The 12,705-nt window shown below is 63.9% G+C and carries 12 protein-coding genes; 6 read left to right on the top strand and 6 right to left on the bottom strand.

Translation table 11 applies throughout. The features are described 5' to 3' along the window. The first annotated feature begins 260 nt into the window (after positions 1-260). A complete protein-coding gene (locus tag BPNPMPFG_RS08245; protein ID WP_258594607.1) occupies positions 261-1,148 on the top strand; it encodes a dienelactone hydrolase family protein in 888 nt (295 codons plus the stop codon). Between the two features lie 5 nt (positions 1,149-1,153). Here the strand turns inward: BPNPMPFG_RS08245 and BPNPMPFG_RS08240 are convergent, their stop codons facing one another. Then, positions 1,154-2,056, bottom strand: a complete 903-nt coding sequence (locus BPNPMPFG_RS08240) for an EamA family transporter (RefSeq protein WP_258594606.1) — start codon at positions 2,054-2,056, stop codon at positions 1,154-1,156. An 89-nt stretch (positions 2,057-2,145) separates the two neighbouring features. Here BPNPMPFG_RS08240 and BPNPMPFG_RS08235 point away from each other — a divergent pair, with 89 nt between their 5' ends. Beyond that, on the top strand, positions 2,146-2,625 hold the full coding sequence (locus BPNPMPFG_RS08235; protein WP_258594604.1) for an Lrp/AsnC family transcriptional regulator: 480 nt from the start codon (positions 2,146-2,148) through the stop codon (positions 2,623-2,625). Positions 2,626-2,650: 25 nt separating this feature from the next. Here BPNPMPFG_RS08235 and BPNPMPFG_RS08230 read toward each other — a convergent pair whose 3' ends face one another. Further along, positions 2,651-2,848 (bottom strand): hypothetical protein, encoded by a 198-nt coding sequence (locus tag BPNPMPFG_RS08230; protein ID WP_056582983.1) that lies wholly within the window; start codon positions 2,846-2,848, stop codon positions 2,651-2,653. A 148-nt stretch (positions 2,849-2,996) separates the two neighbouring features. Further along, positions 2,997-3,482 carry a thioesterase family protein gene (locus tag BPNPMPFG_RS08225; protein WP_258594601.1) on the bottom strand — a complete coding sequence of 162 codons (486 nt, stop codon included), beginning with the start codon at positions 3,480-3,482 and terminating at the stop codon, positions 2,997-2,999. Between the two features lie 122 nt (positions 3,483-3,604). Here BPNPMPFG_RS08225 and BPNPMPFG_RS08220 point away from each other — a divergent pair, with 122 nt between their 5' ends. The 3 genes from BPNPMPFG_RS08220 (at position 3,605) to BPNPMPFG_RS08210 (ending at position 6,184) form a co-directional block, all read left to right on the top strand. Further along, complete coding sequence (locus BPNPMPFG_RS08220; RefSeq protein ID WP_258594600.1) at positions 3,605-5,023, top strand: FAD-binding oxidoreductase; 1,419 nt, start codon at positions 3,605-3,607, stop codon at positions 5,021-5,023. After that, entirely contained in the window at positions 5,024-5,512 is a 489-nt protein-coding gene (locus BPNPMPFG_RS08215) for a hypothetical protein (RefSeq protein ID WP_258594599.1), read from the top strand. A gap of 150 nt (positions 5,513-5,662) precedes the next feature. Then, positions 5,663-6,184: a hypothetical protein gene (locus BPNPMPFG_RS08210; protein WP_258594597.1), complete on the top strand. Its 522-nt coding sequence runs from the start codon at positions 5,663-5,665 to the stop codon at positions 6,182-6,184. A 35-nt stretch (positions 6,185-6,219) separates the two neighbouring features. Here the strand turns inward: BPNPMPFG_RS08210 and BPNPMPFG_RS08205 are convergent, their stop codons facing one another. Continuing rightward, on the bottom strand, positions 6,220-7,206 hold the full coding sequence (locus tag BPNPMPFG_RS08205; RefSeq protein WP_258594595.1) for a Dyp-type peroxidase: 987 nt from the start codon (positions 7,204-7,206) through the stop codon (positions 6,220-6,222). Positions 7,207-7,382: 176 nt separating this feature from the next. Between BPNPMPFG_RS08205 and BPNPMPFG_RS08200 the strand changes: the two genes are divergently transcribed. Further along, on the top strand, positions 7,383-11,336 hold the full coding sequence (locus tag BPNPMPFG_RS08200) for an AsmA family protein (RefSeq protein WP_258594594.1): 3,954 nt from the start codon (positions 7,383-7,385) through the stop codon (positions 11,334-11,336). A gap of 43 nt (positions 11,337-11,379) precedes the next feature. Here the strand turns inward: BPNPMPFG_RS08200 and BPNPMPFG_RS08195 are convergent, their stop codons facing one another. Continuing rightward, positions 11,380-12,282: an RNA polymerase sigma factor gene (locus BPNPMPFG_RS08195; protein WP_258594592.1), complete on the bottom strand. Its 903-nt coding sequence runs from the start codon at positions 12,280-12,282 to the stop codon at positions 11,380-11,382. Positions 12,283-12,298: 16 nt separating this feature from the next. Continuing rightward, entirely contained in the window at positions 12,299-12,604 is a 306-nt protein-coding gene (locus BPNPMPFG_RS08190) for a hypothetical protein (RefSeq protein ID WP_258594591.1), read from the bottom strand. Between the last annotated feature and the right edge of the window lie 101 nt (positions 12,605-12,705).

The raw sequence follows: 12,705 nt of genomic DNA, 5'->3' as shown, positions 1-12,705 counted from the left end.
CGTCGTTCCTTTCAGATCAGGACCGTGACCGCGCCAAGGGCGCGGCAGAGGTTGACCAGTCTCCCCTACTATTGTGGCAGCGCCATCAAGATTTGTCGCCGATGACAAGAATGTGATGACGCAAGGGTCATGACCTCCACCGGCCGATCGCGACATGACAAGGATGTCACTCATCGATGACTGGACGATGAGGGTCTCGTCCCTATGTTGCGAACGGCAAGGATACCAACGTCGAGAACCCGAGACAGAAGGAGCGCGCCATGACCGACGTCAACAGCAAGCCTGCCATCACGCAGGCGATGATCGATGCCTATGACGAATATACCCATCTGACGCTCGACCGACGCCGCTTCATGGAACAGCTGACCAGGCTTGCCGGATCGGGCGCGGCGGCGGCCGCGATCGCGCCGCTTTTGGCGGCAAATTCGGCGCAAGCGGCAATCGTTGCCGACAACGATCCCCGCGTGAAAGGCGAGGACATCAGCTATCCCGGCAGTGGCGGCGACATGAAGGGTTATCTGGTCAGGCCGGCCGGTCAGACAGGCAAGCTCGGTACGGTCATCGTGGTGCATGAGAACCGGGGCCTCAACCCGCATATACGCGATGTGGCGCGGCGCGTGGCGCTGGAAGGGTTCGTGGCACTGGCGCCGGATTTTATGTCGCCGCTCGGCGGCACGCCTGACGATGAAGACAAGGCGCGCGACCTGTTCGCCAAGCTCGATCCGTCGCAGACGGCCGCCAATGGCGTGGCGACGGTCGCTTTCCTCAAGCGCGACAAGGATGGCAACGGCAAGGTCGGCGCCGTCGGCTTCTGCTGGGGCGGCGGCACGGTCAACATGCTGGCCGTCAACGCGCCCGATCTCAGCGCCGGTGTCGCCTATTACGGCATGCAGCCGAAAGCGGCCGACGTGTCGAAGATCAAGGCCGCATTGCTGCTGCACTATGCCGGGCTGGACGATCGCACCAATGCCGGCATCGACGCCTTCAAGAAGGAGCTCGACGCGGCGCATGTCGAATATACGGTCTATGTCTATGAAGGCGCCAACCACGCCTTCAACAATGACACCTCGGCGGCGCGCTACGACAAGAAGGCGGCCGATCTCGCCTGGGGCAGGACGGTCGCTTTCCTGAAGGAGAAGCTGGCTTAGTTGTTTCAGCGCGCCGGCTTGTGGAAGGCAACACCTGCAACCACCAAAAAAATGCCGATGCAATCGGTCAGGCTTGGAATCTGGCGCAGTACGATGACGCCGATCAGTGTCGCTGTGACCGGCAGCAGCGACAGCATCAGCGCGAAGCTCGCGCGCGGCAAACGCGACATGGCGAGCTGGTCACAGATGTAGGGAATGACCGACGAGCAGATGCCGACGCCGATGGCGGCGAGAAGCAGCAATGGTGATAAAAAGGCAGGCAGCGCATCGGTGAAGCCGATCGGCAGTACGACGAGGAAGGCGATCGCCATGGCGCCGCCGAGGGCGGCGATGCCGTCGCCGGCGCCCGCGCGAGCGACCCGGTGGCCGAGCACGATGTAGCCGACGAACAACGCGCCGTTGAGGAACGCCCAGAACAGGCCAAGGGGATCGCTCGACCACTTGACGTCGATGAGCAGCAGAGTGCCGGTGACGGCAACGGCAAGGGCGGCGAGATTGCGCGGGCTTCTAAGCCCGATCAATGCGACGCCGATGGTGCCGACGAATTCGATTGCCGCCACCAGCGAGATCGGCAGGCGGTCGAGCGCCAGATAGAACGAACAGTTCATCACCGCCAGGCAGGCACCAAAGGCCAGCAACAGCAGGCGCGTCGAGCGATCGGCGCGGGCGAAGGTTCGCCATGGACGGGTCAGCGGCGCGAAGATCAGGGCGGCGGTGGCGATGCGCAGCCACGCCATGCCAAGCACGCCGACATGCGGAAAAAGCAGCACGGCGAATGCCGGCCCGAGATAGTGGAAGACGGCGCTGACACCGAACCAGACATGCGGTGGCAATTTAGCCGCCAGCCCGCCCTGTGCAGGGTCGGCAGGGGCAGGGCCTGCCGCGAGAGCTTGTGTCTGATCATCCATCGGATCAGTATCGCAGGCGGTTTTGTCCAGTCATATGGGGGATGAGTGGCTCTTCTGGCTATCTTGCTCCCGGAAGCAAGGAGATTTCCTTGATACGCCTTCGAACTGAAAGCGCCGGCCTCGATGCGGCGGATATGAAGATCCTGCGCCTGCTGGAAAAGGACGCGCGCACCAGCACGGCGGAACTTGCACGCTCGGTCGGCCTGTCGGCGCCGAGTGTCGCCGAGCGCATCAAGCGGCTGCAGGAGAGCGGGGTGATCGAGGCCTATTCGGTCAGGATCAACCCCGCGGCACTTGGTCTGCCGCTCTCGGCATGGCTGCGCATCCGTCCGGTGCCGGGGCAACTGGCCATGGTGGCCGAGATCATCCGTGAGCTGCCGGAGATCGCGCAATGCGACCGGGTAACCGGCGAGGACTGTTTCATCGCGCTGGCGCATGTAGGCTCGGTGGCCGAGCTCGAGCGGGTAATCGACCGCATCATCCCCTATGCGATGACCAACACGGCGATCATCCAGTCGTCGCCCGTCGTGGCGCGGTCGCCCCTGAGGGCGGTGAAACGCCAGTCTTGAGGGCGAGATCTTCGGTTCAAAGGCTTTAAGCGTGGCCGCGCTTCATGCGCGCCTGCTTCAGGATGGCGCGCCAGCGGATCATGTCGAACGGGATCGGCTCGTTGCTGTTGGCGATGTGGAAGATTTCGTTGTTGACGTTCTTGAGCGAGCGCCAGAAATCATAGTCGGTTATGCGCGGATCGGCGGCCAGCCTGTCCACCTCGACTTTGATGTCGGTCTTCATGCACGTCCCCCGAACCGGCTTATGCCCCGCCGCCCGTGTCGCTACTTCGATGCGGATCGTTTTCGACCGACCTGCTGAGTCGCGCAACGGTTCAATCGGCTTGTTCCCGTTAAAACCTTGGTAAGGTTAACGCGGGCGCTGAGCCGCTTCAAGCGGTCTTGCGACGAATCCCGATCGAACGGCCGGCGCGCTCCGGCATCGGCAGCGCCGAATGGGCGGCGCGCATGGCTTCGACCTTGGCAAGCACATCGGCGGGGAAGGGCGCAACCTTCGGGCCGGACATGTCGACATGCAGCGACAGGGTTTCGGAAGTGGCGGCGAGCCAGCCGTCGACATGGCGGATTTCCTGGTAGGTCCGCAGCCGTTTGTCGTCATGGTCGATCAGCTGGAAGGAGACCCTGACCTTGTGGTCCAGATGCAACTCCTGGACATAACAGACGTGGACTTCGGCCGTGTAGATGGTGAGCCGCCGCTCCTTCACGTAGTCCAGCCCCATGCCCATCGCCTCGAAGGCCTCGTCCGAGCAGCGGTCGAACAGCACGTTGTAATAGGCCATGTTGAGATGGCCGTTGTAGTCGATCCAGTCCTTCTCGATGTCCATGGGTCGGGAAACGAAGGGGGCGGGAATGGGCATCGAAACTTCCTTGTTCTGGTGCTGAGACATAGCGGGCTGGTCTGGACAGAGTGCGGCCGGTGAGACTACGCATCCATAACTGCATCACAAGGGTGGGCGCTGGTCCATTCGCGGAGGAATTCATGGCTCTGAGCGACCTCAATCCTGTCGAACGCGACGAGGAAGGCATCGCTGCGGTGCTCGGCATCCTCAAGCAGCGGCTGGGTGAACGCTTCCAGACCGGCCAGGCCATCCGCTCCCAGCACGCGCACACCACCACCTATATTCCGACGCAGGCGCCGGACGGCGTCGCTTTCCCGGAGACGACGGCCGAGGTGCAGGAGATCGTGCGCGCTTGCGCCGCGCATACGGTGCCGGTCATCGCCTTTGGCGTCGGCTCATCGCTGGAAGGCCACACCAATGCACCAGGAGGCGGCATTTCGCTCGATACGTCGCGGATGAACCGCATCCTGGCGGTCAATCCGCAGGATCTCGACTGCACGGTAGAACCCGGTGTCACCCGCGAGGATTTGAACCGGCATCTGCGCGACACCGGCCTTTTCTTCCCGATCGATCCGGGCGCAAATGCCTCGCTCGGCGGCATGGCGGCGACGCGGGCATCGGGCACCAACGCGGTGCGCTACGGCACGATGCGCGAGAACGTGTTGTCGCTGACGGCCGTCATGGCCGACGGCGAGACGGTGACGACCGGCAAGCGCGCGAAAAAGAGCGCGGCCGGCTACGATCTGACGCGGCTGCTGATCGGCTCCGAAGGCACGCTCGGCATCATCACGTCGCTGACGCTGAAGCTGCAAGGCATCCCGCAAGCGATCTCCGGTGGCGTCTGCCCGTTTCCAAGCGTCGAGGCGGCCTGCAACGCGGTCATCGCCACCATCCAGATGGGCATTCCGGTGGCGCGCATCGAGCTGGTCAACGCGCTGCAGATGCGGGCGATGAAGACCTATTCGAAGCTCGACTATCCCGAGAGCCCGTGCCTGTTCGTCGAATTCCATGGCAGCGATGCCGGCGTTGCCGAGCAGGCCGAGACTTTTGGCATGATCGCCGAGGAGAATGGCGGCGGACCGTTCCTGTGGACCAGCGTTGCCGAGGAGCGGACGAAACTGTGGAAGGCCAGGCACGACGCCTATTGGTCGTCGCTGACGCTGCGGCCGGGCGCCAAGGGACTGTCGACCGATGTCTGCGTGCCGATCTCGCGCTTTGCCGAATGCGTCATGGAAACCGAGGCCGACATCGCCGAGATGGGCTTGATCGCGCCGATCGTCGGCCATGCCGGCGACGGCAATTTTCACGTGCTGGTGCTGATGGACGTGAACGACCCCAAGGAGATCGCGCTGTCGGAAAAATTCGTCGCGCGGCTCAACATGCGGGCGATCGCCATGGATGGCACCTGCACTGGCGAGCACGGCATCGGGCAAGGCAAGATCGGCTTCCTGCGCCACGAACTCGGCCATGGCGTCGACATCATGCGCACCATCAAGCAGGCGCTCGATCCGCTTGATATCATGAACCCAGGCAAGATATTGCCGGGCACCGGCCATTAGATGTCGGCGGTCGAGACATTACTGCCGATCGACGTACCGCCATCGTCCGCCGGCGCTCCACTGCCTCACGTCTTCGCGGATGAAGGCAGACTGGTCGTTGCTTATATCGTCAACATTCCAGACCCGTCCTTTGATGGCACCAATCCGCGCTCGGTTTCGCCTGTAACGGGCAACCAGGCTGTCGCGATCCTGACGGCAGACCCTTATCTGGCATTTCAATTCGGCCCGCCGAATGACGAAGCCATCAGCGGCCACCGTCTTTACGCACTGGGCTTGCGGCCTTACGAGGGATTCGAGGTTATCAACTCGTCGTGGATCGCTTCCTTGGAAAAGGCGAATCGAGTGCCCGACTTGTTTTCAGGCTATCGGCATTTCATCCTGACGTTCCACGACTCAACTCTGGAATTCATCGCCAAGGATTTCTCTACCAGCTTTCGCGAGGGAGCGGTTTTGGCCGCACTGATGGAGTCAGTCGGACACCGCGCCTGAGCTGATCCGCCCGCTGATTGGTTCGGCATTCGGCCTTATCTGGCGGCGGCGCCGCGAAGACAGCTCGTCTTGACCACGCCACCATTCGGGCCGACAGTTGAGCCGTACAGCGAAGCCTGAACAGGCAGGCGCCAGCGGAGGAGAAGTGTCATGGCGATTTCACGCAAGGAAGAGGCGCGCGCGCTGAGCGTGGACGAACAGGAACTGGTGGAGAAATCGCACCATCCGGCAGTGCAGGAACTCTCCGACGCCGACCTTGCCGGTCTGGTCAAGCTGTTGCGGGAGCGGCGCGACAAGGCGCAGGCCGAAGCGCATCGCCGCCGCCGCGAAATACGCGGCAAGGGTGCCCCGAAAGGAGCTGTCTCCTCGAAGGCTGACAGCGGCTCGCAACTGAAGCTCGCGGTGCTGGCCATGGCCATGCGGCGGCTGAATGGCGAGGCCGAACGGCGCCGGCAACTGGCGGCCAGCGTTTCACTGATCGAGAACGCGCGCAAGGCACTTGCCATGAAGCAACGAGCAACGTCGGACGGCCCCGCTCATAACTCGCGCACCGCACGCAAGGGCATGCGGTCGGTGGCAAACCAGAAGGCGCCGAACCTGGTTCGGCCGATGGAACTCGGCCGGCAACGCAAGGCGGCCAAGGTGGCGCAAGCGAAGCGCGACGCACGCTGAGTTCCGGCAGTCGCTGCTGAAACCGTTGAGGGCACCTATCGTACGGCGGTGGGCTTCTCTTGCACGCGCTGAGCGAGTGTTTGCAGCATGGGGCGGGTTGGCGCGAAGAACGTCGTGCCGGTGTGCGGCGTGGAGAAATCAAGCAGCCGGTCGTAGGCGCCCGGCGGCTCGCCGACATACATCCGCTGCAGCATTTTCTCGATCACCCAGAGATACCTGCTATAGCCGATGAAGTAGGTACCGAACTCCTGTTGCCCTGGCCGGCCGAAGGGCATGTTGTCGCGCAGGATATCGTATTCGTTGCCATCGGCGTCCTCGATGGTGGCCAGCGATTTGTGCGACTTGCGCGGCGCATCGTCATCGTCGATTTCGATGTTGTCGATCTTGGTGCGGCCGATGATCTCTTCCTGGAGGGGCGTTGGCGTTCGCGCCCACGCCTGGAGATCGTGCAGATACTTCTGAACGACGACATAGCTGCCGCCGGCAAAGTCGGCATCCTCGTCGCCGACGAGCGCCGAGGCGGGCAGATCGAGGCCGGTCGGATTGGCCGTGCCGTCGACAAAGCCGAGCAGGTCGCGGACATCGAAGTAGCGAAAGCCCGAAACCTCGTCGACGACGGTCACGGCGTCGCCAAGGTTGTCGAGCAGGATGCGCTCGAATTCGAAGCACATGTCAGGCCGTTCGGAGCGGATGTGGAAAAGAAGGTCGCCCGCTGTCGACGGGGCCGAATGAACCGGTCCCTTGATCGGCGCAAACGGTTTCAGGTCCAATGGCCGCCGGTCCGCGGAGAGACGATCCCAGAACTCGCGGCCGATGCCGGCAATGCACGACAGGTGGCCGGAAAGGTCGCGGAACCCGACAGTCTTGACGAGATCGTCCAGCCCGCCGAGCACCGAGGCGACCTTGGCCAGCGCGTTCTGCCCGCTGGCGACGGTGACGACAAGAAAGACCGCCGACAACGACAGTGGAGCGTCGACGCTCTGCGCATCGATCGGCACGCGGTCCCAGTTCTTGCCCGACATCAGAAAAATCTCCGCTTTTCCAGGATTTGTTTCAGATCATCCGACATCACGCAACACCGGATGAGACATCACGCAATGCGGATGAGACATCACGCAACACCAGATGAATTGCCTCTTTATCGACACGCGGATGCGGGTAGAGTGCGGCAGAATTTCAATCAACCCGTTCGGAGCTGATGCTCGCACGCCTGTTCGTGATCTTCGGTGGCTCGTTTGTGCTGGTGCTGTTGGCGGCGCTGGTGGTGCCGTATTTTGTCGACTGGACCGGCTACCGTGCCGAATTCGAGCGCGAGGCCAGTGCCATTCTCGGCCGCAAGGTGACCGTGCAGGGCGACGCCACGGCGCGGCTGTTGCCGTTCCCCTCGGTGACCTTCTCGAATGTCGCCGTCGCCGGTGGCCCGAACGGCCAGCCGGCGATGACCGTCGAGACGTTTTCGATGGATGCGGAGCTCGCACCCTTCCTGCGCGGTGAAGTGCTGATCTTCGACATGCGGCTGGTGCGGCCGAAAGCGACCATCGACATTGCCAATGACGGCACTGTCGACTGGGCGATGCGGCCGTCCTCGCCCTTCGACCTCAACCAGATCTCGATCGAGAAGCTGACGGTGACCGAAGGGCAGGTCGAACTGCGCCATGCCGCCGGCGGCCGCAGCCATTTCATGTCCGAGATCAATTCGACCATCTCGGCCAAGTCGCTGGCCGGCCCATGGCGCATGGACGGCACGCTGCGGCTGGATGGTCTTCGCACCACGGTCGCCGCCTCCACCGGCAAGGCCGAAGGCACCGGGCAGATGCGGCTTCGGCTGAGGGCAGATCCCGATGCCTATCCGCTGGTCATCGAGACCGACGGCAATGCCGGCATCGTCAACGGTGCCGCCGTCTATTCCGGCCAGTTCAAGATTTCCGGTGCCGACAAGAACAGCGCCGCGCTGCGCGGCACCGATGGCGAGACGGTAAAGGTCAGTGCCGGCAAGCCAGATCCGGGCTTTCGGCTGAACGGCAAGTTTTCGCTCAACCACCAGAAGCTCGGTGTCGACGAATTCCGCTTCGAGACCGGGCCGCTCGACAATCCCTACACCGCCGATGGCAAGGCTTCGGTCGATCTCGGCCTGAAGCCGAACTTCGCCATCGAAGCCAATGGCGCACAGGTGCAGTTCGACGAGGCGGTGGGCGCCAAGGCCGGCGCTGGCGCGACACTGGATCAGCGCATCTCGGCGCTCGAGCAAGCGTTGCACGATCTGCCGAAGCCGACCATACCCGGCACCGTCGAGGTCAAGCTGCCGGCGGTGGTGGCCGGCGACACCACGGTGCGCGACGTCCATCTTTCCGCCGAGCCGACCGATGATGGCTGGTCGGTGAAATCGCTTGCCGCGACCTTGCCCGGCCGCACCACGCTGGAAGCCAACGGCATGCTCAGCGTCGAGGATCATTTCGGCTTCACCGGCTCGCTGCTGCTCGCCGTGGCGCAACCGTCGGGTTTTGCCGCCTGGCTGTCGAAGGATGTCGACGAGGCGATCCGCCGTCTGCCCGCCGCCGGCTTCAAGGCCAAGGTCGATCTCTCGGAAAAGCGCCAGGCCTTCAGCGATCTCGAATTGATCCTGGGCAAGGCGAAGTTTTCCGGTAGCATCGATTCCAGCCAGCCCGACGACGCCAAGCCGTCGGTGCTCATGCGGCTCGAAGGCGGCGAGCTCGATGTCGACGGGCTGGCGGCCTTCGCCTCGATCTTCGTCAGCGACAAGGGCGCCAACCGCTTTGCCGACCGCGACCTCGATTTCCAGATCAAGGCCGGGCCGGTCAGCGCCGGCGGCCTGACCGCCGACACGGTCGACACGGCGCTCAGGCTGCGCGACGGATTGCTGGAAATCGACCGGTTGTCGGTGAGCGGGTTGGCAGGCGCCTCGATCAGCGCCACTGGCCGGGTCAAGGATTTTCCGGCGAGCCCGACCGGCAAGCTCGATGCTTCCGTGGTTGCCGTCGATCTGAAGCCGCTGATCGACGTCGCGGCGCAGCACTATCCCGACAATGCCGTGCTGAAAGGGCTGGCGAGCCGCGCCGCCGCCTATCCCGAGCTGTTCCAGGACGCACGCGTCGACCTTGTGGCAAGTGCCGCCGACAATGGCGATGGCACCACGGGCCTGGCGGTCAGCGGACAAGGCGAGGCCGGCGGCTCGGCCTTTTCGGCGTCGCTGTCGGGGAAGGGGGCTGCCGACAAGCTTCGTGAAGCGCCGCTGACGCTGACCTTCAATGCCAAGAACCCCGACGCCACGGCGCTGCTGGCGCTCTACGGCCTGCCGGCGCTGCCGCTCGGCATGCTGGGCGAGGCGACCACGGACATCCAGGCCAAGGGCACGTTTGGCGGCGGCCTGGTGACGACTTTCAGCCTTGCCGGCAACGATTTCAAGGCCGGTTTCGAGGGGACGGTCGCCGTCACGCCGCAAGGCCCCGCCGCCAAGGGCAAGCTCAGCCTCGATGCCGCCGACATCGAGCCGTGGCTGATGACGACCGGCATCGGCCTGCCAGGCATGGGCGCGGGCATGTCGGCGTCGCTCTCGGCGCAGGGCGACTATGGCAACGGCCTGCTGGTGCTGGGCGATCTGAGCGGCGCCATCAACGAAGCGGCGGTATCCGGCGACGTCAATGTCGACGTCAAGGACGGCGTGCCGCATCTGACCGGTGCACTGATGCTCGACGAACTCGATCTCGACCCGATGGCGGTCGCCTTGTTCGGCGATTCCGCCTTCCTCGGCGACAAGAATGGCGGGTGGCCGGCTGCTCCGTTCAGCCAGAAATCCAGCCTGCCGTTCACCGCCAGCCTTGATCTGAGAACGGCCGCACTGGCCGCCGGACCGTTCGCCACCGCCTATGACGCCAGCTTTTCGCTCAAACTCGACCAGGAAGGCATCCGGGTTTCGGATCTCAAGGCGAAATTCCTCAATGGTGCGCTGACGGGCCTGTTTGAACTGAAGAACAATGACGGCACCGGACTTCTCACCGGCCAGATGAAACTGGCCGGCGCCGATCTGGCGACCGTGCTGCCGGATGTGGGCATCAGCGGCAATGGCGATTTCTCGACCGCGCTGTCGACCAGCGGCAAGTCGGTCGATGCGATGGTGGCCGCCTTGTCCGGTTCCGGCACGGCATCGCTGAAAGATTTGAAAGTCGCAGGTGTCAATCCCGACGCGTTCAACGCGTTCCTGGCCAAGGCGGATGCGATCGGGCGCGACATCGATGCGGCCAAGACCGCCGGCTTCGCGCCGCAGATCGCCGCCGATGGCAGTTTTGCGGCCAAGGATACCGATGTCGCCTTCACGGCCGCTGGTGGCACGCTGCGAGCGCCGCCGATCAGCCTGGAAAATCCGGCGGCGACCTTGTCCGCCGACATCACAGCCGACCTCAGCACCAGCACGGTTTCCGCCAAGGGCGCGGTCACCTATCGGCCCGGCGACGAGGCGCTGGTCGGCTCCGAGCCGGTGATGAATTTCACCGCCGAAGGGCCGTTCGGCGCCGTGAAACGGCAGTTCGACAGCGAGCCGCTGGCGCAGTTCCTGACCCAGCGCGCGCTGGAAAGGGAACAGCAGCGCGTCGAGGCGATGCAGGCGGCGCTGCTCGAAAAGCAGCGGCTGCGGCGCGAGGTGCGCTACTACGTGGCGCTGCAGGACGCGCGCGACAAGGCCGCCGAAGAGCTGCGCCAACAGGAGGAGGCGGCGCGGCTGAAGGCCGAGGCCGACGCGAAGGCGAAGGCCGAGGCGGATGCCCAGGCGAAGGCTGAAGCCGACGCCAAAGCTCAGGCTGACGCGGAAGCGAAGGCCAAGGCGGACGCCGACGCTAAAGCCAAGGCCGATGCCGACGCCAAGGCAAAGGCGGATGCAGATGCCAAGGCTGCAGCCGAGCAGCAGGCCGCCGACGAAGCAGCCAAGGCGCAAGCCGATGAGCAGGAACGGCTGAAGGCCGAGGAGGCGAAGCGGATCGCCTCGCAGGAAAAGGCAAGGCTCGAGGCCGAACGCAAGGCCGCGCAGCAGGCTCCGAAGGTGGAGCGTGCGCCGCTGCCGGAGGCCAACGACAATCCGCCGCCGGCCAAGCCGAAGGCCAATCCGTTCACCCTCGACAATCTGTTGAAGTCGTTGCAGTAGGGCAGTAGGGCAGTAGGGCAGTAGGGGGAGACCTTCCCGTCGCTCAATCCGAAGGGGCAATCGTCTCAAGGAGGGACATCTCGGCGCTGTCTGCGACGTAGCGAGCGTGACGAAAATCGCGAATGACGGCAAGCCTGCCGTCCTGCCACGCCAGCAACACGAAATAGGAAGGCCGTGCCGCCGGGTCGTTGGGATCGCGGACGAGGACTGCCGGCCTGTCTTCGACGAAGCCTGGCACGAAACGCCAATCCTGCACCCTGGAATAGTTGTGGAAGTATGTGCCAACCTGCTTGCGCCCGTTCAGCCGAGTCCTGGCGACCAGTTCCAGCCGCACTTCGTCCGCCAGCATGTCGCGCACCGCGTCGAAATCGCGGACGTTGAAGCGATCGATGTAGGCGTCGAGGAGCAGACGTTCGGACGCACTCAGCCTGGGGGAAGGGCGATCCTCGGGCTCATCGGCGAGTTGGCGCAGGCGGCCGCGGCCACGATGAAGCGCCGCCTTGATGGCCGGGATGCTGGTGTCGAGCATAGCGCTGATCTCCTGCAGCGAATAACCGAGGACGTCCATCATGATGACGCTGCTTCGTTGCGCGACGGGAAGACGCATGAAGGTATGCAGGCCGGCGGCCGCGGCCTGACGGTCGACAGTGGGGTTGGCCGGATCGACGATCATGTCCGGATCCTCATCGGAAAAGGCCTTCTCGCGGCCTCGCCGGCGCAGAAAGTCGAGCGCCGCGTTGTGGGCAATGCGAAACAGCCAACCCTCAGGATTTGCGATCGGGCCGGCGTTGGGCAGAGCTTCGAACGCCTTGGCCAGGGCCTCCTGCAGCACGTCCTCACCGTCGACGACCGAGCCCGTCATGCGGGCGCAGTAGCGGTGCAGCTTGGGGCGCAATTCCCCGAACAGGCGATCGAAAGGCTCGCGGGTCTCGCCAGATATGCTCATGCGCCTCTATCCGCGATTACTCGTCCAGCATCCGATAATTGCCCACGACGGTCATCACCTCACGATGCGGTGGTTCGATGCAACGGTCCCGGATGCCGTTCTGAAAGGCCTCGAATGCGGCAAGCCCGGGTATGATGTCGGCATGGCCCTCGGTTTCCATCTCGACCAGATGGACAAAGGTACCGTCGCTGGACCGCCATGTCATGTAGCGAACGCCTTCAGGCGATTTGCTCCGCAGTTCCCGGAACACGGCCTTGACCAGCCGCTCATTCTCGTCGGCCATCTCCGGCTTCGTCTTGTAGCGTATCAAATGGTGTTTCATCGCAGCTGTTCCTTTGGCTGTCTTGCGTCCTGCAGAGGCGCTCATGTCCGAGACGCTGCGCTGAAGCCAAAGGATTCGGGTTGCGACGAAAATAGTCAGCA

The sequence above is a fragment of the Mesorhizobium sp. AR07 genome, from assembly GCF_024746815.1.
In the GTDB taxonomy this organism is placed as follows: domain Bacteria; phylum Pseudomonadota; class Alphaproteobacteria; order Rhizobiales; family Rhizobiaceae; genus Mesorhizobium.
This window is presented reverse-complemented; position numbering and strand designations above follow the sequence as displayed.